Annotated in this window: 24 protein-coding genes; 8 read left to right on the top strand and 16 right to left on the bottom strand. The window is 74.5% G+C overall.

Going from position 1 to position 19484, the window contains the following annotated elements:
- Positions 1-10: 10 nt before the first annotated feature.
- From ACIBPB_RS15145 to ACIBPB_RS15130, 4 genes are all read right to left on the bottom strand, one after another.
- Positions 11-898: an alpha/beta fold hydrolase gene (locus ACIBPB_RS15145; protein WP_396840206.1), complete on the bottom strand. Its 888-nt coding sequence runs from the start codon at positions 896-898 to the stop codon at positions 11-13.
- Positions 895-1227, bottom strand: coding sequence for a DUF2516 family protein (locus tag ACIBPB_RS15140; protein ID WP_046570780.1), 333 nt, complete (start codon positions 1225-1227; stop codon positions 895-897). The genes ACIBPB_RS15145 and ACIBPB_RS15140 overlap by 4 nt, the downstream gene beginning before the upstream one ends.
- Positions 1228-1299: 72 nt before the next feature.
- Complete coding sequence (locus ACIBPB_RS15135; RefSeq protein ID WP_396840205.1) at positions 1300-1989, bottom strand: hypothetical protein; 690 nt, start codon at positions 1987-1989, stop codon at positions 1300-1302.
- Positions 1986-2597: a helix-turn-helix domain-containing protein gene (locus tag ACIBPB_RS15130; RefSeq protein ID WP_396840204.1), complete on the bottom strand. Its 612-nt coding sequence runs from the start codon at positions 2595-2597 to the stop codon at positions 1986-1988. Before ACIBPB_RS15130 ends, ACIBPB_RS15135 begins: the two co-directional genes overlap by 4 nt.
- Positions 2598-2709: 112 nt before the next feature.
- Between ACIBPB_RS15130 and ACIBPB_RS15125 the strand changes: the two genes are divergently transcribed.
- On the top strand, positions 2710-3507 hold the full coding sequence (locus tag ACIBPB_RS15125; RefSeq protein WP_396840202.1) for an alpha/beta fold hydrolase: 798 nt from the start codon (positions 2710-2712) through the stop codon (positions 3505-3507).
- A gap of 33 nt (positions 3508-3540) precedes the next feature.
- On the opposite strand, the gene ACIBPB_RS15120 is transcribed toward ACIBPB_RS15125, so the two are convergent.
- From ACIBPB_RS15120 to ACIBPB_RS15105, 4 genes are all read right to left on the bottom strand, one after another.
- Positions 3541-4500 carry an asparaginase gene (locus tag ACIBPB_RS15120; protein WP_396840201.1) on the bottom strand — a complete coding sequence of 320 codons (960 nt, stop codon included), beginning with the start codon at positions 4498-4500 and terminating at the stop codon, positions 3541-3543.
- A 94-nt stretch (positions 4501-4594) separates the two neighbouring features.
- On the bottom strand, positions 4595-5422 hold the full coding sequence (locus ACIBPB_RS15115; protein ID WP_396840200.1) for a 3-keto-5-aminohexanoate cleavage protein: 828 nt from the start codon (positions 5420-5422) through the stop codon (positions 4595-4597).
- 112 nt (positions 5423-5534) lie between these two features.
- On the bottom strand, positions 5535-6647 hold the full coding sequence (locus ACIBPB_RS15110; protein WP_396840199.1) for a YgfZ/GcvT domain-containing protein: 1113 nt from the start codon (positions 6645-6647) through the stop codon (positions 5535-5537).
- The gene (locus tag ACIBPB_RS15105; RefSeq protein WP_357325785.1) at positions 6644-7072 is read right to left on the bottom strand and encodes a Fur family transcriptional regulator; all 429 of its coding nucleotides are present in this window, start codon (positions 7070-7072) and stop codon (positions 6644-6646) included. The genes ACIBPB_RS15110 and ACIBPB_RS15105 overlap by 4 nt, the downstream gene beginning before the upstream one ends.
- Before the next feature lie 69 nt (positions 7073-7141).
- On the opposite strand from ACIBPB_RS15105, the gene ACIBPB_RS15100 reads away from it, so the two are divergent.
- Entirely contained in the window at positions 7142-7990 is an 849-nt protein-coding gene (locus ACIBPB_RS15100) for an aminotransferase class IV (RefSeq protein ID WP_396840198.1), read from the top strand.
- A 74-nt stretch (positions 7991-8064) separates the two neighbouring features.
- Here ACIBPB_RS15100 and ACIBPB_RS15095 read toward each other — a convergent pair whose 3' ends face one another.
- Positions 8065-8652 carry an FABP family protein gene (locus ACIBPB_RS15095; RefSeq protein ID WP_396840197.1) on the bottom strand — a complete coding sequence of 196 codons (588 nt, stop codon included), beginning with the start codon at positions 8650-8652 and terminating at the stop codon, positions 8065-8067.
- 114 nt (positions 8653-8766) lie between these two features.
- Positions 8767-8871 carry a small membrane protein MtfM gene (gene mtfM, locus ACIBPB_RS15090; RefSeq protein ID WP_046570768.1) on the bottom strand — a complete coding sequence of 35 codons (105 nt, stop codon included), beginning with the start codon at positions 8869-8871 and terminating at the stop codon, positions 8767-8769.
- A gap of 12 nt (positions 8872-8883) precedes the next feature.
- On the opposite strand from mtfM, the gene ACIBPB_RS15085 reads away from it, so the two are divergent.
- From ACIBPB_RS15085 to ACIBPB_RS15075, 3 genes are all read left to right on the top strand, one after another.
- A complete protein-coding gene (locus ACIBPB_RS15085) occupies positions 8884-9258 on the top strand; it encodes a DsrE family protein (RefSeq protein ID WP_396840196.1) in 375 nt (124 codons plus the stop codon).
- Positions 9259-9387: 129 nt separating this feature from the next.
- Positions 9388-9768, top strand: a complete 381-nt coding sequence (locus tag ACIBPB_RS15080; protein ID WP_396840195.1) for an SCP2 sterol-binding domain-containing protein — start codon at positions 9388-9390, stop codon at positions 9766-9768.
- Positions 9765-11819 carry a glycogen debranching N-terminal domain-containing protein gene (locus tag ACIBPB_RS15075; RefSeq protein ID WP_396840194.1) on the top strand — a complete coding sequence of 685 codons (2055 nt, stop codon included), beginning with the start codon at positions 9765-9767 and terminating at the stop codon, positions 11817-11819. The genes ACIBPB_RS15080 and ACIBPB_RS15075 overlap by 4 nt, the downstream gene beginning before the upstream one ends.
- Before the next feature lie 4 nt (positions 11820-11823).
- Here ACIBPB_RS15075 and ACIBPB_RS15070 read toward each other — a convergent pair whose 3' ends face one another.
- The 6 genes from ACIBPB_RS15070 to ACIBPB_RS15045 form a co-directional block, all read right to left on the bottom strand.
- Complete coding sequence (locus ACIBPB_RS15070) at positions 11824-12684, bottom strand: hypothetical protein (protein ID WP_396840585.1); 861 nt, start codon at positions 12682-12684, stop codon at positions 11824-11826.
- 204 nt (positions 12685-12888) lie between these two features.
- Positions 12889-13221 (bottom strand): DUF1416 domain-containing protein, encoded by a 333-nt coding sequence (locus ACIBPB_RS15065; RefSeq protein ID WP_396840193.1) that lies wholly within the window; start codon positions 13219-13221, stop codon positions 12889-12891.
- A gap of 3 nt (positions 13222-13224) precedes the next feature.
- Positions 13225-14073: a sulfurtransferase gene (locus ACIBPB_RS15060; RefSeq protein ID WP_396840192.1), complete on the bottom strand. Its 849-nt coding sequence runs from the start codon at positions 14071-14073 to the stop codon at positions 13225-13227.
- A gap of 205 nt (positions 14074-14278) precedes the next feature.
- On the bottom strand, positions 14279-14356 hold the full coding sequence (locus ACIBPB_RS15055) for an Ms5788A family Cys-rich leader peptide (RefSeq protein ID WP_311202345.1): 78 nt from the start codon (positions 14354-14356) through the stop codon (positions 14279-14281).
- A 129-nt stretch (positions 14357-14485) separates the two neighbouring features.
- Positions 14486-15271 carry a DUF2993 domain-containing protein gene (locus ACIBPB_RS15050; protein WP_357325756.1) on the bottom strand — a complete coding sequence of 262 codons (786 nt, stop codon included), beginning with the start codon at positions 15269-15271 and terminating at the stop codon, positions 14486-14488.
- A gap of 100 nt (positions 15272-15371) precedes the next feature.
- Entirely contained in the window at positions 15372-16418 is a 1047-nt protein-coding gene (locus tag ACIBPB_RS15045) for a hypothetical protein (protein WP_396840191.1), read from the bottom strand.
- A 254-nt stretch (positions 16419-16672) separates the two neighbouring features.
- On the opposite strand from ACIBPB_RS15045, the gene ACIBPB_RS15040 reads away from it, so the two are divergent.
- From ACIBPB_RS15040 to mshD, 3 genes are all read left to right on the top strand, one after another.
- Positions 16673-17386, top strand: coding sequence for a response regulator transcription factor (locus tag ACIBPB_RS15040; protein WP_200210793.1), 714 nt, complete (start codon positions 16673-16675; stop codon positions 17384-17386).
- Between the two features lie 178 nt (positions 17387-17564).
- Complete coding sequence (locus ACIBPB_RS15035; RefSeq protein WP_396840190.1) at positions 17565-18422, top strand: polysaccharide deacetylase family protein; 858 nt, start codon at positions 17565-17567, stop codon at positions 18420-18422.
- Between the two features lie 66 nt (positions 18423-18488).
- Positions 18489-19415: a mycothiol synthase gene (gene mshD, locus ACIBPB_RS15030; RefSeq protein ID WP_396840189.1), complete on the top strand. Its 927-nt coding sequence runs from the start codon at positions 18489-18491 to the stop codon at positions 19413-19415.
- Positions 19416-19484 lie beyond the last annotated feature (69 nt).

The raw sequence follows: 19484 nt of genomic DNA, 5'->3' as shown, positions 1-19484 counted from the left end.
ACGGGGGAGGTTACCCGTTGAGGAACGTCGAGATCCGCTCCCGCAGGTCGGCGCGTTCCGTCCAGAGCACGCCCGGCCGGTCGTACACGTGCAGGGTGGCCTGCGGGAGCGCGGCCGCCAACCGCTCGGCGACCGCCACCGGGTGCAGGTCGTCGCCGGCGCACCCGATCACCAGCGCCGGCGCGGTCACCGCGGCGAGCGCCCCGGCGTCGCGCAGCGGGGCCTGCTCGGGCAGGCTGGCCAGTCCCGGGGCGAGCCCGTCCCGGAGCAGCTGGTCCAGCCGCTGCCGCAGGTACGCCCACCCGGCCGGGGTGTTGCGCACGGACGGCGGCAACTCCAGGGCCACCACGTCGGCCAGCGCGGACGCGTCGCCGTCGGCGACCGCGTCGAGCAGCCCGGTCAGCCGGGACCGGGCGACCTCGCCGCGCGGGGTGTCCAGCACGGCGGGCAGGAAGAAGACCAGCCGGTCGAAGCGGTCCGGGCTCTCGGCGAGCAGCCGGCAGAGCGCGCCCGCGCCGAGGCTGGCCCCGAAGGCCCGACCGGCCCCGCCCAGGTCGGCGATGGCCCGCAGGTCGCGGGCCAGGTCCAGATAGGTCCACGGGCCGGGCGGCGAGTCGGAGCGGCCGTGCCCGCGGAACTGGAAGAAGATCCGCCGACCGGTGACCCCGCTGCCGAACGGGCGGGTGGTCGCGATGCCGTTGCCGAGCCCGTGCGCGAACACGGTGACCGGGTCGCCGGCGCCGGTGACCAGCCGTTCCAGCCGCACGCCGTGGGGGGTGGCGACCAGCTCGGTCTCCGGCTCGGGCAGCGCCGGCCGGCCGGTACGCGGAGCGCCGGGCCCGGGACCCCAGGTGCGGGGGCCGCCGTCCGGTGGTGGTGGCCAGCGGAAGCCTCTCACCAGGAGGAGCCTCTGCCGTCGTGCAGGTCCCGTAGGCCGGGCCGGACGTCCAGCAGGTAGATGAGCGACGCCGCGATGCCGACCAGGCCGAAGATGCTCAGCACGCCGCCGAAGCCGAAGCCCAGGCCGGGGAGCGTGAACAGCAGGCAGATCGCCAGGATGGCGATCCAGCCGCCCTTGGGCAGGGTGCCGATCGCGGAGAACCCGTCGGAGCGCTGGGTGATCGCGTGCACCAGCGAGACGGCCTCGATGACCAGGGCGAAGACGAGCAGGATCAGCTCGATCACGAAGCGGACGTCGTGGTAGAACAGCGGCGCGGCGTAGGCCATGACGGCAAGCTTATGCCGAGACCCCGGCAACGTCCGACAGGACGCCGTCCGGGGTCTCGGTCCAGCTTCGACTCACTCGGCGGTCGGGCGGGTCCGCTTCGTGGTCTTCGGCAGCTTCGCCGACGGGGTGGCCGGCTTCGCGGCGGTGGCCCTGGCGGCGGTGGCCTTGGTGGCCCGGGTCCGCTTCACGGCCGCGGGCTTGGCCTCGACGGCCTCGGCCACCTCGGCCGGGGTGGGCACCTCGGCCTGGGCCGGCGCCTCGGCCGCCCGGGCGGTCTCGACGACCGGCGTGGTCGCCTCGGTCGCCTCGATGTCGGCGTTCACCGTGTCGGCGGCCTCCAGCACGCCGGCGCCGACCACCCGCTCGCCGCGGGCGACCAGCTCGGTGTACGCGGCCAGCGCCCGGGCCTGGGCGGCGTGCGCACCGGCGAGGGCGCGCTCCTGGGCGGCCTGCGCGCCGGCCAGCACGGCGGCGGCGTTGCGGGCGGCGGCCTCCCGGAGCTTGTCCAGGTCGAGGTCGGTCGACTCGGCCTTCTCGCGGAACCCGGCCGCGGTCAGGTTGGCGGTCTTCAGCGTCTCGGTCGCCTTCTGGCGCAGCTCGACACCGGTGACGACGGCCTTGCCACCGAACTCGGCGACGACCCGGGTGCCCAGGTCACTCACCACGGTGGGCAGCTTGCGGAGCTGCTCGAGGGCCAGCTCGCCGGCGCCCGCGGCGGCGTAGAGCGGGGCCGGGATGCGGTTGGTCTTCGGCTGGGTCATGACTTCTCCTCTTCGGCCACACCGGCGGCCTCGCGGGCCACCCGGTGGGTGGTCTCCTTGTCGGGGGTGGTGGCGGTGGTCGGGGCGGGGGCGGCGCCGGCCTCGGTGACGGCGACCGACTCGAGAACCGCCTCCGTCGGGGTGCCCTCCGCCGTCGTGGGGCCGGTCGCGGCCGGCGTCACGGTGGCGGGTGCCTCGGTGGCCGGGGCCGGCTCGGTGGTGGCCGGCTCGGTCGCCGGCTGGGTGCCGGCCGTGGCCTCGGCGAGCCGGGCGTTCTCCCGGCGGAACGTCTCGTAGATCTGGGTGAGCGACTGCTTCTGCGCCATGGTCAGTTCGGGGTCCACGGCGATGGCGGCGAGCACCCCCTGGCCCTCCTTGTCGTCCAGCAACCCGGCCCGCAGGTACATGGCCGGGGTGGAGACGCGCAGGGCGCTGGCGAGCTGCTGGAGCACCTCGGCGCTGGGCTTGCGCAGGCCCCGCTCGATCTGGCTGAGGTACGGATTGCTGACGCCCGCCTGCTCGGCGAGCTGGCGGAGCGAGATCTTCGCGTTGCGACGCAGGTCGCGAATGAACCCGCCGACGTCGGGAAGGTCCTTACCGGTGGCCATGCCTCCACGCTAGCTCGATCTGCTAGCTGCTGCAAGCAAGGTGCTAGCTACTAGTTAGCAATGTCTCAGTTACCCGCTTGCGCCGCCGCCGTCCGGTCCGTAGCGTCCTCGCGTGCCCAAGATCGAGGTCAACAACGCCCAGCTCGCGTACGACGAGGCGGGCAGCGGCAGCCCGGTGGTGCTGCTGCACGCCGGCATCGCCGACCGGCGGATGTGGCGGCACCAGCTGTCTGCGCTCGCCCACCGGCACCGGGTGATCGCCCTCGACCTGCGCGGCTACGGCGACTCGGAGCTGCCACCCATCCCGTTCGCCCACCACGAAGACGTGATCGGCCTGCTGGACGCCCTCGGGATCGACCGGGCCGCCCTGGTCGGCTGCTCGTTCGGCGGCAAGGTGGCGGTGGACACCGCGCTGGCCCATCCGGCCCGGGTCGCCGCGCTGGCCCTGTTCGGCGCCCCGGTCTCCGGCAACGAGTGGTCCGAGGAGACCGAGCAGGCCTGGGAAGACCTGGTCGGCGAGGTGGACCCCGAGGACTTCGCGGCCACCGCGGCCGGCGAGGTGCGGTTCTGGGTGGTCGGCCCGAGCCGGCAACCGGCGGACGTCGATCCGGAGCTGATCCGGTTCGCCGAGGAGATGGACCGCCGGGCGCTCGCCGCCGAGCAGGCACTGAGCGCCGTGGAGGCGGGCGAGCTCGACCCGCCCGCGATCGACCGGCTGGCCGAGCTGTCGGTGCCGGTGCTGGCCGCGGCGGGCGCGGACGACCTCGGCGACATCCGCCGGCTGGCCGACCGGATCGCCGCCGAGGCACCCCGGGGGGTACGGCTGCCCGACGTCCCGGACGCCGGGCACCTGCTGCCGCTGGAGCGCCCCGAGCCGGTCAACGCCGCCCTGCTCGACTTCCTGCCCTGACCCGCGCCCCAACTCGCCCAGCGCCCGCCCGGTTCACCAGACCGGGCGGACCGCCCCCACCGGCAGGCCGCCGCCGAGCAGCGGCAGTTCGGCGTACTCGATCAGCACCGGGGCGTCGACGCCGAGCCGGCGCAGCGCCGACACCAGCACCGGCATCCGGGCCCGCCCGGCGCCGTCGTCGATCTTGAGGGCGACCGCGCCGACTCCCGGGACCGCCGCCGCGATGACCCCCTCCGCGCCCACCTTGGCCAGCAGCCCGGGTACGCCCCGCATCAGCCGCGTGTCGTCGGCCTGGGTGCCGCCCACCAGTTCCGGGTACGCCCGCATCGCGTCGGCCACACTCCGCTCGACGGTGCCTGGCTCGGCGGTGACCAGGCGCAGGAAGGCCCGGGCCAGCCCGGTCAGCGACACGGCGAGCACCGGTGCGCCGCAGCCGTCCACTCCGACGGCCGCCGCCCGCTCCCCGGTCAACTCCTCGATCGCGGCGGCCAGCCGCTGCTGGAGCGGATGCTCGGGACGCCAGTAACCGTCCAGCGGCCAACCCGCGGCCAGGCAGGTGAGCAGCATCCCGGTGTGCTTGCCGGAGCAGTTCATCAGGGTCCGGGTCGGGCCGCCCCCGGCGCGCAGCACCGCCTCCCGGGCCGCCTCGCCGACCGGCAGGTCGGGCGGGCAGTGCAGCGCCTCCTCGGTCAGGCCGGCGCCGCGCAGCAGGGCGGTCACCCGCTCGACGTGGAACTCCTCGCCGGCGTGGCTGGCCGCGACCAGTGCCAGGTCGGCCGGCTCGGTCAGCGGCAGGCCGGCCCGGAGCATCCCGATCGCCTGCATCGGCTTGTTGGACGACCGGGGGAAGATCGGCGAGGTGCTGTCCCCCGCCCCGGCCACCGGCGCGCCGTCGGCGTCGAGCACCGCCACGGAACCCCGGTGGAAACCCTCCACGAAGCCGGACCGGATCACCTCGGCGAGCGGCACGCCGCCCTCGTACGTCTTTCCCACGAGGTGGACGGTACCGACGGGCCCGGCGGGCCCGGCACCGGGGTGAACAGCGGCGTCACCCGAACGTGTACAGGAGTGCCGGGCGGGACGTGGCTTACAGGCCGAGCAGCGCGCGGGCCTCGGTGGTGGTCAGCGGCGGGCGCTGCGCGAGCTGGGCGAAGCCGACCGCGCGGGCGACCAGTTGCATGTTCGACTCGACCGGCCGCCCCTTGGCGTAGGTGACCGTGTCCTCCATGCCGACCCGGAGGTGCCCGCCGGCCGACAGCGACGCCAGCATGACCGGGATGGTGCTGCGGCCGATGCCGGTGGCCGAGAAGGTGGTGCCCTCGGGCAGGTCGCGCAGCATCTGCTCGGCGGCGACCAGGGTGGCCGTGCTGCCCGGCATGCCGCCCGGCACCCCCATCACGAAGTCGACGTGCACGTGCCCGCCGTGCGGCAGGCCGTACTTGCCGAGCAGCCGCTGGAGGGCGGTGAGGTGGCCGAGGTCGAAGATCTCGTACTCGGGGACCACGCCCTTCTCCTGCATCCGGGTGTGCAGGTCGACGATGAACTCCCAGCGGTTCAGGAACACGTCGTCGCCGAAGTTGACCGTGCCCATCGTGCAGGAGGCCATCTCCGGACCGGCGTCCAGCACGGCCAACCGGTCGGCCTCCGGGTCGGTCACCGCACCCCCGGAGGAGAGCTGCACGATCAGGTCGGTGCTCTCCCGCAGCGCCGCCACGGTCTCCCGCAGCCGGCCCTGGTCGAGGGTGGGCCGCGCCTGGTCGTCGCGGATGTGGACGTGGATCACGGCGGCGCCGAGCGCCTCGCACTCCTTGGCCGTCAGCAGCAGCTCGTCGAGGGTCACCGGCAGCGCCGGCACCTCCGCCTTGGCCGACTCCGCGCCGGTGGGGGCAACCGTGATCAACGTCCCTGTGGTCATGCCCGGGATCCTAGACCGAGGGCCGGCCGCCGGTCGACGGCCATCGGGCGCGTCGACGGAAGAATCAAGGATCCGGGCGGGCCGGACCGGAAAGTTTCCCGCCCTGAGCGGGTCAGGCGGGATCGATGGCGGCGGCCGACTCCCCGATCATCAGCCGGGCGTCGTCCGCGACGTTGCGCTTGACCACGGCCAGGGCGATCTGGCCCAGCTCGTGGTGGTGCACCGCGGTGCCGACGAAGCCGACCGTCCGGCCGTCCAGGGTCACCGGCGTACCGGCCGCGGGCGGCTGGTCCGTGGCCACCCCGTCCAGGTGCAGCAGGACGAGCCGCCGCGGCGGCCGGCCCAGGTTGTGCACCCGCGCCACCGTCTCCTGCCCCCGGTAGCAGCCCTTGTCCAGGTGCACGGCCGGGCCGACCAGGTCCAGCTCGGCCGGGATGGTCCGGTGGTCGCTGTCCACCCCGATCCGGGCCCGCCGGGCGGCCACCCGGATCGCCTCGTACGCCCAGAGCCCGGCCACCGGCACGCCGGCGCCGCGCAACTCGTCGACCACCCGGACCATCGCCTCGCGGGGCACCAGCAGATCCACGCCGAGCGCCACCCGCCGGGCCCAGCCGCCCCCCGGCAGCGGCTTGACGTCGTACACCACGCCGGGGCGCGGCGGCAGCTCGCCCGAGCGGAACTTCGGGCCCGGCACCGCGACCAGGTCGGGCGCGGCCAGCCCGGCGACGCCCAGGGTCTCGAGCGCGCCCGCGGCGTCCGGCCCGACCAGCGACAGCAGCGCGTGCTCCGCGGTGACGTCGCGCGGATCCACCTTGCTGAAGAAGCGCATCTTCTCCAGGTACGACAGCAGGCCGCCGGTCATCCCGGGCTCGGTGTCCAGCCAGGTGGTCTCGCCGTCCTCGGTGACCATGGCGTGCTGCTCGACGTGCCCGTGCGGGGAGAGGACCAGCAGCTCGGTGCCCTGCCACGGGCGCAGCCCGGTCAGGTGCTGGCTGGTCAGCGTGTGCAGCCAGCTGATCCGCTCCTCGCCCGGTACCGCCACCACCCCCCGGTGCGAGCGGTCCACCAGGCCCACACCGGTGGCCAGCGTGCGCTGTTCGCGCATCGGGTCGCCGTAGTGCGCCGCCACCGGGCCGACCCCGGCGGCCCGGTGGGCCGGCTCGGGCTGGTCCCGGGTCTCCTCGTCGATCGCCTCGGCAGCCACCGCGCCCGCGATGTCGATCACGTCGTCCCCCCGTCCTCGCACTGGCCGCAGACGCCGAAGAGCGCCACGTGCCCGATGTCGACCCGGAATCCCCGCTGTGCGGCCAGCCGGTCGGCCAGCGGGCGGAGCAGCTCCGGATCGATCTCGTCGATCCCGCCGCACTCCCGGCAGACCAGGTGGACGTGCTGGTGCTCGCCGGCCGCGTGGTAGGTCGGCGAGCCGTGCGACAGGTGCGTGTGGGTCACCAACCCGAGCCGTTCCAGCAGCTCCAGCGTGCGGTAGATGGTGGTGATGTTGACCCCGGCGGCCACCTCCCGCACCGCCGTGTGCACCTGCTCCGGCGTGGCGTGACCCAGATCCAGCACGGCCTGGAGCACCAACTGCCGCTGCGCCGTCAGCCGCAGCCCACGGGAGCGGAGCAGTTCCGCCAGGGAGGATTCGGACACCGTCCGATCATAGTTCGGCCGCCGCGCCACGCCGACCGCCGAGGTGGTACGCCACTACGCTCGACGGTCGTGGTGGCATCGCGGGTGGCCGTGCTGGGGCGGGGCGTCGTACCGGCCGGCCGTCCGGTGCTGCGCGGCGACGACCGGGGCGTGCTGCACGGCGACGGGCTCTTCGAGACCCTGCACCTGCGCGGCGGCGAGCCCTGGCTGCGCGACGCCCACCTGGATCGGCTGCGGGCCGGCGCGGCGGCCATCGAGCTGGACCTGCCGCCCACCGCCGCGCTGGCCGAACTGCTCGACGTGGTACGCGCCGGGTGGCCGCCGGAGGTGGAGGGGGCACTGCGGCTGGTCTGCACCCGGGGGCCGGAGGGCGGCGGCCCACCCACCGTCTACGCCACCCTGACCGAGGTCCCGGCCGCGACCGTGCGGGCCCGGCGGGACGGCCTGGCCGTGGCCACCCTGCCGCTCGGGGTCGCCGCCCGGGCCCGCCCCGAACTGGGCTGGCTCCCGGCCGGCCTGAAATCCACCTCGTACGCGGTCAGCACCGCGGCCCGGCGCTGGGCGGCCCGGGCCGGGGTGGACGACGTGCTCTGGACCTCCACCGACGGGTACGCGCTGGAGGCGCCGAGCGCGAACCTGGTCTGGCTGGCCGGGACGGCCCTGTGCACGGTGCCGGCCACGGCCACCGGGGTGCTCCCCGGGGTGACCGCCCGCTGGCTCCTGGACCACGCGGCGGAACTGGGCCTGCGGGCCGAGGAACGGCTGAGCACCCCGGCCGGGCTGCGCCACGCGGACGGCGCCTGGCTGACCTCGTCACTCCGCGGCCCCGCCGAGATCCGCTCCCTGGACGGCGCCCCCCTGCCCCGCTCCCCCCTGGCCCCCGCCCTGCTGGCCCTGACCGCCTTCCCCCCACCCTGACCCGCCCCACCGGGCCGGGCGGGTGAGCATCCGAGGCGTCCGGGCCGGACGGGTGGGGGCGGACGGTTGGTCGGTCAGCCGGCTACCCGGGTGAGGCGGGCGGAGAGGTGCGGGCTGAGGGGATGACCGACGGCGGCCATCTCCTGGGCGTACAGCAGCGCACCCTCGACGATGCCGAAGAGGCGGGCGCCGGCGGTGACCTCCTTGGCGGTGGCCGTCCGGACCACGGCGTCGGTGGCGAACTCGATCTGGGTGCCCGTGCGCTTGCCGATGTGCAGCTCCATCACGCCGGTCGGCGTGGTCATCAGCGCCTCCAGCTCGTCGGTGACCCGGTCGCCGTCCAGCACCGGACGCCACCAGCCCACCTCGCGTCCGGCCGGCCGGACCGGGCGGCTCTGCTCGTCGAGGATCCAGGCGCGCGACTCGTAGAACAGGAAGGGCCGGCCGTCGTGGCTGATCCGGATCTCCTGGGCGAAGTCGAAGTCCTCGATGGTGGGGAAGCCACCCCGGCCCCGCCCGCGCCACACCCCGATGTACGGCAGCAGCCCGTCCAGGCTGCGGTGCAGCTTCGGGCCGACGCGCAGGTCGTGGCTCTCCTCGTACGGGTACGGGTCGACCGGCGGCGCGTTCAGCCACGGCGGCTGGAGCGGGTTCTCGCTCACCGGGCCACCTTCGTTCGCGACTGCGGGGCTCGCAAACCCGGCTCACTCCTCACGCTCACCGGGCCGTCTCCGTTCGCGACTGCGGGGCTCGCAAACCCGGCTCACTCCTCACGCTCACCATTTTCCTCTCGAGATGCGAACTGCCAGGTACACCAGGCCACCGGCGAGCGCGCCCAGGCCGGCGACCAGCAGGCTGACGAACCCGATCTCGGTAACCATCCGGGCCATCCTATGCTGGGCGGTATGGCCCGCACTCTCGTCGTCAAGGCCACCGCCGGGGCCGACGCCCCCGAGCGCTGCGCCCAGGCCTTCACGGTCGCCGCCACCGCCGCCGCGGCGGGAATCGACGTGTCGCTCTGGTTGACCGGTGAATCGACCTGGTTCGCGGTGCCGGGCCGGGCGCAGGAGTTCGACCTGCCGCACTCCGCGCCGCTCGGCGAGCTGCTGCACGTGATCCTGGCTACCGGCAAGGTGACCGCCTGCACCCAGTGCGCGGCCCGCCGGGACATCGGCCCGGACGACGTCATCCCCGGCGTACGGATCGCCGGCGCGGCGGTCTTCGTCGAGGAGGCGATGGCCGAGGGCGCCCAGGCCCTCGTCTACTGACCCCGCCCGCCCGGCCCGACCGCCCGGACTGACGCCCACCGCGCGGTCCGCCCGCCGTCCGGGCTGTCCCGGTACGGGGGGAGCGGTGATATCCGCCCGACATGTCCGGCCACTGCCTACCATTCCCCTGTGGGCGAGGCGATCGAGCGGTTCTTCGCGACACTGCCGGCGCGTGCCCCGGCGGTGCTGCGCACCCCCATCCACGGCACCCTCCAGGTCGACCTGACCTGTGAGAACCGCACCGAGCACTGGTTCGCCGAGCTGTCCCCGGGGTCCGTCCGGGTGCGCCGGGAGCAACTGCCCGCCGACGCCACCTTCACCGTGAGCACCGACCTGTTCGAGAAACTGGTCACCGGGCGCGCCGCCGGCATGGCGGCGGTGCTGCGCAACGAGGCCACGTTCAGCGGCAACGTGGTGCTGTTCCTGCTCTTCCGCCGGTTCTTCCCCGACCCGCCCGGTGCCCGCGACCCCCGCGAGACCGCCCGCGCGCACCTCGGACGGCCCGGATGAACGAACGGGTCAGCATCCTCGACGGCAACACCTTCCTGGTCAGCGACGAGCGCGGCAACATCGAGCCGTCCTTCGACTTTCCCACCGGGCTGTTCTCCTTCGACACCCGGTTCATCTCGAACTGGGTGCTCACCCTCAACGGGGAGAAGCTGCACGCGCTCTCCATCGACGACTCGCTCTCGTACCGGACCCGGTTCTTCCTGGTCCCGGGCGAGCCCACGCACTACCTGGACGCCAAGGTGTCGGTGATCCGCAGCCGGTCCATCGGCGGCAGCTTCGACGAGGAGCTGACCCTGCTCAACCACGCGGACCAGGCGGCCGAGTTCGTGCTCCGGCTCGACATCGGCTCCGACTTCGCCGACCTGTTCGAGATCAAGCACCAGCGGCAGAAGAAGGGCCGCACCAGGCCCGTGGTGGTCGGCAACGAGCTGCGGCTGGTCTACCGGCGGGAGGGGTTCCACCGCGAGGCCGTGATCAGCACCGGCCCGCCGGCCGAGATCGACGAGGCGGGCGTCACCTACCGGATCGCGGTCGGGCCGCACGGCGAGTGGACCACCCGGCTGCACGTCGCCACGGTCATCTACGGCGCCCGCGGCGAGGACATCCGCTCCACGATCCCGCTGGGCGGGCACCGCTCGGTCGAGGAGATCCACGTCGAGCAGAACGAGTTGATCGCCCGCGCCCCGAAGCTCGCCTGCGACTGCGAGCCGCTGGCCGGGGCGTACCGGTGCAGCCTCGACGACCTGGCCGCCCTCCGGTACGAGTCGATCACGCTCGGCGTCCGGCTGCTCGCCGCCGGCCTGCCCTGGTTCATGACCCTGTTCGGGCGGGACAGCATCTTCACCTCGCTGCAGATCCTGCCGTTCCTGCCCGAACTGGTGCCGCCGACCCTCCTCATGCTGGCCGGGCTGCAGGGCAGCCGGCTGGACGACTTCCGGGACGAGGAACCGGGCAAGATCCTGCACGAGCTGCGGTACGGCGAGACCGCCGGCTTCGAGGAGCAGCCGCACTCGCCGTACTACGGCTCGGCCGACTCGACCGCGCTCTTCGTGATCCTGCTCGACGAGTACGAGCGGTGGACCGGGGACGACAGTCTGGTCCGGATGCTCGAACACGAGACCCGGGCGGCGTTGGCCTGGCTCGACACGTACGGGGACCTGCTCGGCACCGGCTACATCTCGTACCTGACCCGCAATCCGGAGACCGGGCTGCAGAACCAGTGCTGGAAGGACTCCTGGGACGCCATCTCGTTCTCCGACGGCCGGCTGCCCGCCTTCCCCCGGGCCACCTGCGAACTGCAGGGGTACGCGTACGACGCCAAGCTGCGCGGCGCCCGGCTGGCCCGGACGTTCTGGCAGGACCCGGCGTACGCCGACCGGCTGGAACGCGAGGCCGCGGCGCTGAAGGAACGGTTCAACCGGGACTTCTGGATCCACGACCGGGAGTACTACGCGCTGGCCCTGGACCCGGACGGGCGCCAGGTCGACGCGCTCTCCTCCAACATCGGCCACCTGTTGTGGAGCGGGATCGTCGACGAGCCCCGGGCGGCCGCGGTCGCCCGGCACCTGCTCGGCCCCCGCCTCTTCTCCGGCTGGGGCGTCCGCACCCTCGCCGACGACCAGGGCCGGTACAACCCGATCGGCTACCACGTCGGCACGGTCTGGCCGTTCGACAACTCGATCATCGCCTGGGGGTTGTGGAAGTACGGCTTCCGCGAGGAGGCCGGCCAGATCTGCGAGGCGATGCTCGCCGCGTCCCGGTTCTTCGAGGGCCGGCTGCCCGAGGCCTTCGCCGGCTACGAGCGCAGCCTCACCGACTACCCGGTGCAGTACCCGACCGCGTGCAGCCCGCAGGCCTGGTCGGCGGGGACGCCGCTGCTGCTGATGCGGGTGATGCTCGGCCTGGAGCCGCAGGGCGAGCATCTGATCATCGACCCGGCGGTGCCCCCCGGGATGGGACGGCTGGAGCTGCTGGACATCCCCGGCCGGTGGGGGCGGGTGGACGCCCTGGGCCGCAGCCGGAGCCCGCACGACGAGCGCCGCGGGCCATGACCGGTCAGCCGGGGCAGGGGGTGGTGACGGCGACCCGTACCCGGTCGCCGGCGCGCTCGGCCAGCACCGCCGGGCTGGACAGCCGGGCGTACTCGTCGGCGGAGTCGCGCAGCACCGGGCCGTCGCCGGCCCGGTCGCGGAACGGGTCGGCCAGCGGGACGCCGGCCGGCGCGCCGGCTGTCTCCGCCCGCGCGGTGCGGGCGGTGCCGCCGCCGGGGCACGGCGCGGCCAGCAGCTGGACCGGCCCGGCCGTGCCGCCCCAGCCGGTGAGGGCCTCGGTGACCTCGGCGGATTCCGGGCCGCCGGTGGCGGTCGGCGGCCGGTAGCCCGCGCCGACCGGCCGGCAGCCGGTGGCCGCGGTGAGCCGTACCCGGCCGGGCCCCGCGGGGCGGCCCTCGACGGCGACGAACTCGCCGGCGTCGGCACGCAGCACCGGCCCGGCCGCGGCGACCCGGACGCCGGCCCGCCAGTCCGCCGGCAGCCGGCCGGCCACCCGCGCCAGCAGATCGCGTACGTCGTCGCCGGCGATCGCGACCTCCACGCCACGGGTCAGCCCGGCGCCGTCGGCCAGCGGGGTGACCCGGCAGCCCCGCTCGATCCGGTCCGGCAGGAGCGCCGGCACCCCGTCGGCCCCGATCGCCACCATCAGCCGGCCGATCGCCCGGTCCACCACCGGCCCGGCCTGGTCGAGGGTGCGCTGCTCCTTCACCGTCGGCGGGTCACGCCGCACCGACCACCAGGTCAGCCCGGCGAGCAGCACCGCCCACGCGACCGTGGCGGCCACCAGCCAGCGCAGCCAGGGCCGGCGCGGGGCGGGCTGGTCGGGACGGGGCGGCGGGGCGTACCCCGCCTGCACGGCACCAATCACCGGCCCATCGTGTCACGCGGCGGCGACGCGTCCGGCCGGCACCTCGGCACGCCACCGGGCCGGCGCGGGTCCGCCGCCACGGGTGGCCGGCGCGAACCACCCGTGGCCCGGTGCCGGCGCAACGCCCCGTGGCCCGGTGTCCGGCGCGAACGACCCGTGGCCCGCCACCGCGGGGGTGACGGGCCACGATCAGAGCGTGGGTCAGGCGGCGACCGTGACGGTCACCTCGTTGATCCCGCGGGCGGCGGTGACGGCGGTGTCGCCGTTGCCGTGCCGGGAGAGCGCCCGCAGGGTCCAGGCGCCGGGTGCGGCGAAGAACCGGAACTGTCCCGCCGGGGAGGTCACCACCTCGGCGGTGAACTCACCGGTGGAGTCGAGCAGCCGGACGTACGCGCCCGGCACGGTCTCGCCGGACTCGGCCTGGACCAGGCCGGTGATGACGGTTTCCTTCTCCAGGTCCAGGCTGGCCGGCAGCGGGGCGGCCTGGTCGGGAGCGGCGCAGCCGGCGGCGGTGGAGGCAACGGGAGCGGTCATGGCTCAGGCCTCCCCCGGCTCGTCACCGAGCGCGACCGGCACGCCGACCAGCGAGCCGTACTCGGTCCAGGAGCCGTCGTAGTTCTTCACGTTGCGGTGGCCGAGCAGCTCCTGGAGCACGAACCAGGTGTGCGAGGAGCGCTCGCCGATCCGGCAGTACGCGATGGTCTCCCTGCTGTCGTCCAGCCCGGCGGCCGCGTAGATCTTGCGCAGCTCGTCGTCGGACTTGAAGGTGCCGTCCTCGTTGGCCGCCTTGGACCACGGCACGCTGATCGCGGTCGGCACGTGGCCGGCCCGCTGGGCCTGCTCCTGCGGCAGGTGGGCGGGGGCGAGGAGCCGGCCGGCGTACTCGTCGGGGCTGCGCACGTCGACCAGGTTCTTGGTGCCGATGGCGGCGACCACCTCGTCGCGGAAGGCGCGGATGGCGGTGTCGGGCTCCTGCGCGACGTACTGCGTGGCCGGGCGGGTCACCGCGTCCGTGACCAGCGGGCGGGCGTCCAGCTCCCACTTCTTGCGGCCGCCGTCGAGCAGCTTCACGTCGCGGTGGCCGTAGAGCTTGAAGTACCAGTACGCGTACGCGGCGAACCAGTTGTTGTTGCCGCCGTAGAGGATGACGGTGTCGTCGTTGGCGATGCCGCGCTCGGAGAGCAGCGCGGCGAACTGGGCCTTGTTGACGAAGTCCCGGCGCACCGGGTCCTGGAGGTCGGTGCGCCAGTCCAGCTTGATCGCACCGGCGATGTGGCCGGTGTCGTAGGCCGAGGTGTCCTCGTCGACCTCGACGAAGACGACGCCCGGGGCGTCGATGTTCTTCTCGGCCCACTCGGCCGAGACGAGTGCGGTGTCGCGACTCATCAGATCACTCCCTGTGAGGATGGATGGTGAGCCTGCGCGCGGAGATCGAAATTGGTGATTGTCGCACCACGCGCGGGACCCAGAGCTAGGAACGGATCACGGGTACGTGCGACGGCGCCGCTGCCGGGCGATCAGGGGGGAACACCGGGGGTCCGTGGACCCTGCGTGCCGGTGGCCGCCTAGGCGGCCGAGGACAGCCCCGCCGTCAGATGACGGGGCGACACAGGCAGGTGGCCACGCGGCACAGGTCGACCGCGCGCCGTTTGGTGAGGAGGGTCCCCATGAGGAGGGAGACTACCAGCCGGTCGCGCCGAAGCCACCGGGCCGACCAGCATCCGGGAACGCACCGACGTGGCCGGGACACCCGGACGGCACGGCCCGACCGGTGGTCGGGCCGTGCGCAGGGCCGGGGTCAGCCGACGTTGTTGATCGGCACGTTCTTCGCGTCGGCGGTGACCGCCAGGCCCTCCGGCCTCGGTTCCACCTTGCGGACGGTGAGCTGGAAGGGCAGCTCCGGCAGGGGCACGTCGATCGAGATGCCCTTGGCGTAGTTGGTCACCACCTGGCGGGCCAGCGGCAGGTTCGGCAGCCCGTCGGCGGTCAGGTCACTGAAGCGCAGCGCGACCTTGCCGTTGGTGGCGGTGACGTCGGCGGTGCCGTGCACGGTGAGCTTGACGCCCAGCACGTCCACCGGCGCCGTCACGATCAGCTTGCCGTTCTGCTCGCCCAGCTTCAGACCGGGCCGGTCGAGCAGCTTGGCCAGGCTCTCGTAGGTGATGGTGCCGCGCCCGTCGACGGTCTCCGCGGTCACGTCCCCGCGCCGGGTACGCAGGGTGTCCAGCGACGCCGTCACGTTGCGGGCGTCCACGTCCAGCCGGGGCACGCTGACCGCGCCGCCCTGCACGGTGCCCTGCACGTCGGTCAGCACGATCGAGATGTGCTCGTACCTGCCGGCGAGCACCTGGGTCAGGAACGGGAAGCCGCTCACCTCGACCTGGGGCGGCGCGGACCGGGCGTCCTGCTTGGCCACCTCCTGCTCGACCTGGTCGGCGATGGCCCGCTCGGCCGCTCCGGCCGCCAGCCGGTCGGCGACGACCAGCAGCCCGGCCACGATCAGCAGCAGGACGACGAAGCCGACGAGCACCTTCCGGCCGCGCCGTCGGGGCCGTTCCTCGTATGCCGGATTGGCCTCTGCCACGCCGCCTCCTGTCCTCGCTGTCGGTCGCCGTCCCGCGGCGGTCACGCCGCCTGGTGGCGCAACGCTACTTACCCGGAGCGTCGATCCCCCAACCGCGCGTTCAGAGGAAGAGCACGCACATGGCGTACGCGGCCGGCGCGGCGAGGGCGAACCCGCCGAGCGGGCCCTGCATGTGCCGGGCGACCCACATGGTCGGCGGCTCACCGGCCATCAGCCGGCCGGCCTCGGCGTACCCGACGGCGAGGTCGGCCAGCACGGCCGTGGCGGCCGTGACCAGCCCGACCAGGGCGGCGCTGGTCGGGGTGAAGCCGACCAGGTAGCTGCCGAGCACCGCGCTGGTCAGGGTGCCGAGCATGGCGCCCACGACCACGCCGGCGGCGCCGCGGGGCACCTGCGGGGCGAGCCGGGGCCAGGGCGCGATCGCGTCGGTCAACCGGGCCACCATGAGCGCCACCCCGGTGGCCGTGAGGCAGACCGTGATCGCCTGGGTGCCCTTCGGGATCCGGCTGAGCACGATCAGGGTGGCGAACGCGACCACCCCGACCACGATCAGCAGGGTGCCGCCGAGTGAGTCGGTCACCCGGACCCGGTCCACCCGGCGGAACAGCTGGCCGAGCACGCCGAGCACCAGGCCGGCGACCGCGGCGTAGCCGAGCGGGGCCAGCCCGGCGATGTCGGAGCGGACCGCGGCGGCGTCGGCGATGCCGGCCGTCGCGGCGCTGACCAGCGCGACCACCAGCAGCGCGGGCGGCCGCATGGCCATCGTCCAGGCGAGCACGAAGAGCAGTTGGACGCCGAAGATGATGAACGCGAACGGCAACCGGTGCCCCGGGCCGGCGGTCTGCGCGCCGAGCACCAGGCCGACGCCGAGCAGCGCGGCGAAGCCGGCGACGGTGAGCGCCAGCGGGCGGCGCACCGGGACCGGCGGCACCTCCTCCTCGGGCTCGTCAGCCTCGGCGTCGTCGGGCCGGCGCCCGGGGCCGCCCTTGCGGAGCCGGCGCGGGCCCTTCCTGGCGCGCGGCTCCTCGCCGTCGTCCGGGCCGGTGCGCGGGCCCGGCGGGTGGCCACGGGACGGGCCGGCCGGCCCTGGACGGGCGTCGTCGGCCCACGGCTCGGGGCCGGTGTCGGGCGAGGTCGAGGGAAACACGCCCCGATCGTGCCAGACCGGGCCGCCCGGGCGGAGGTCACGGTTTCGGCAACGTTAAAACCTGCGCCGCGATCGAGGGCAGATCGGGCATACGGGGAAACGACCTGGAGGCGCAGGGCGGGCGATCGGTTACGCTCAAGCCGTTACCCGCCCGTCAGCGACGCCGGGACCCCCGCCAATTCTCAGCGCCTCCCCCCGCCGGGAGGGCCGCTGGTCGCGCGCGGCCGGACGGCCGCCGGGACGGAGGTGATCGTGTGGAGCTCCTGTTGCTGGTGACCGCGCGCGCAGGTGAACCATCGGCGGTGCTGCCGGCGCTCGACCTGCTGCCGCACTCGGTCCGCACCGCGCCGCGCGACGTGCGCACGCTGGTCTCCGGCCCGAGCCCGGACGCGGTCCTGGTGGATGCCCGCTCCGAGCTGAGCGAGGCCCGGGCCACCTGCCGGATGCTGCACGCCACCGGGCTCGGGGTGCCGCTGGTCGCGGTGGTCACCGAGGCCGGTCTGATCGCGCTGAACGCCGACTGGGGCGTGGACGACGTCATCCTGGCCGGGGCCGGTCCGGCCGAGGTGGAGGCCCGGCTGCGGCTCGCGGTGGGCCGGTTGAGCAACGCGACGGCGGGTGCCGGCGGGTCGATCCGGGCCGGCGAGCTGACCATCGACCCGGACACCTACGCGGCCAAGCTCAAGGGCCGCCCGCTCGACCTCACCTACAAGGAGTTCGAGCTGCTCAAGTTCCTCGCCCAGCACCCGGGCCGGGTGTTCACCCGGGACCAGCTGCTCCGCGAGGTCTGGGGTTACGACTACTTCGGCGGCACCCGGACGGTCGACGTGCACGTGCGGCGGCTGCGCGCCAAGCTCGGCTCGGAGTACGAGTCGATGATCGGCACGGTGCGGCAGGTCGGCTACAAGTTCGTGGTGCCGCCCTCGCGCTCGCTGCCGGAGTCGGAGCCCGCGCCGCTGCCGGTCTGACGGGAGGCCGGACCGCCCACCCCCTTCCGCTGAACTTTCCTATACGCCCCTTTTGCCCTACTAGTCGGACCCTATGCTGACTGCCGGAATAGCCGGTTTCAGAGGGGGCGACGGTGCTTGCGCGGACCACGGGGGCGACCAGGGACCGGTGCGCCGGCCCGGGCGGGCGGGACCGCTGATGTCGGGCGCGAGGCTGCGGACGGCGGCGATCGTGACCCTGGTGGTGGCCGCGTTGCTCGGCTCGGCCTACACGCTCGGCCGCAGCCTGATCCCCGATCCGCCGCCCCGCAACACCGGGGTGAGCGCCAGCGTGACCGGCCCGCACTACGCCGACCAGCCGCCCAGCACGGACTTCCCGGCGCCGGCCCGGCCGACACCCGACGCCAGCCCCAGCGGCCCGGAAACCGATCAGCAGGCGCCCGCCGAGGACGAGGGCCCGTACGGCAGCCGCATCTCCACCGGGTCGTCGCAGATCGCGCTCACCTTCGACGACGGTCCCGACCCGCGCTACACCCCGCAGGTGCTCGCCCTGCTGAAGGAGTACCACGTCAAGGCCACCTTCTGCGTGGTCGGCGAGAACGCGGAGGCCCACCCGGAGTTGATCCAGGCGATCGTGGCCGACGGGCACACCCTCTGCAACCACTCCTGGAACCACGACGAGAACCTCGGCAAGCGGTCGCCGGACACCATCCAGGCCGACCTGAGCCGCACCAGCGACGCCATCCGGGCCGCGGTGCCCACCGCGCGGATCGAGTACTTCCGGCAGCCCGGCGGCAACTGGACCAAGCCGATCGTCTCGATCTGTACGGAGCTGGGCATGGTCCCGCTGCACTGGGCGGTCGACCCGTCGGACTGGACGGCGCCCGGCGCCAAGGCGATCATCAGCACCGTGCTCGCCCAGACCGGGCCCGGCTCGATCGTGCTGCTGCACGACGCCGGCGGCGACCGGAGCGGCACCGTCGACGCGCTGCGCGACCTGCTGCCGGCGCTGCTGGACCGGTTCCAGCTGGAGGCGCTGCCCGCCGGCACCACGTGACGACCGCCACCCGTCGCTCCCCGCGTCCGGCATGATCGGCGGCCCGCCGGCCGCTACGGTGACGGGATGAGCAGCACCGCGCCGACCGCCGACCGTGTCGCCCGCGCCGACCGGCTGGCGCCGGACGAGGTGGCCGAGGTGATCGGGCTGGCCGGCGCCGCCGGGGACGCCGACGGCGCCGACCCGCTCGACGAGCACGTGCTGCTGCGGCTGCGGGACCCGGAGGCGCCCGCCGTGCACCTCACCGCCCGCGCCGCCGACAACACCCTCACCGGGTACGCCCACCTGGACACCACCGACCCGACCGGCGGCATCGGCGTGGAACTGGTGGTGCATCCGGCGTACCGGCGGCGGGGCACCGGGCGGGCGCTGGCCCGGGGGGTGCTGGCCGCGGCCGCCGGGCCGCTGCGGGCCTGGGCGCACGGCGACCACCCGTCGGCCGCCGCGCTCGCGGTCGACCTGGGGTTCGCCCGCGCCCGGGTGCTCTGGCAGCTGCGCCGGCCGTTGACCGCGGCCCTGCCCGAGGCGACCCTGCCCGACGGCGTCGAGCTGCGCGCGTTCCGTCCCGGCACGGACGACGAGGCCTGGCTCGCGCTCAACAACGCGGCCTTCGCCCAGCACCCCGAGCAGGGCCGGTGGACCGACGCCGACCTGCGGCTGCGACTCGCCGAGCCGTGGTTCGACCCGGCCGGGTTCCTGCTCGCGGTCGATTCCGCGTCCGGCCGGCTGCTCGGCTTCCACTGGACCAAGGTGCACGAACGCCCCGGCTCCGCCCGGATCGGCGAGGTCTACGTGCTCGGGGTGGACCCGACCGCGCACCGGGGCGGGCTGGGCCGGGCGCTCACCACGGCCGGGCTGGCGTACCTGCGGGACCGGCGCGGGCTGGACCGGGTGATGCTCTACGTGGACGAGTCCAACACCGGGGCGGTCGCGCTCTACGAGCGGCTCGGCTTCGCCCGCTGGTCGGCGCACGTCAACTACCACCTCGGCTGAGCACGCCCCCAGCACCTCGGCTGAGCACACCCGCACCCCCTCACCACCCCGGCTGAGCCGCGGCTCCGG

This window comes from Micromonospora sp. NPDC049836 (assembly GCF_044465125.1).
Classification (GTDB): Bacteria; Actinomycetota; Actinomycetes; order Mycobacteriales; family Micromonosporaceae; genus Micromonospora.
The sequence above is the reverse complement of the archived record's forward strand: the minus strand, read 5'-3'. Positions and strand labels throughout refer to the sequence as shown.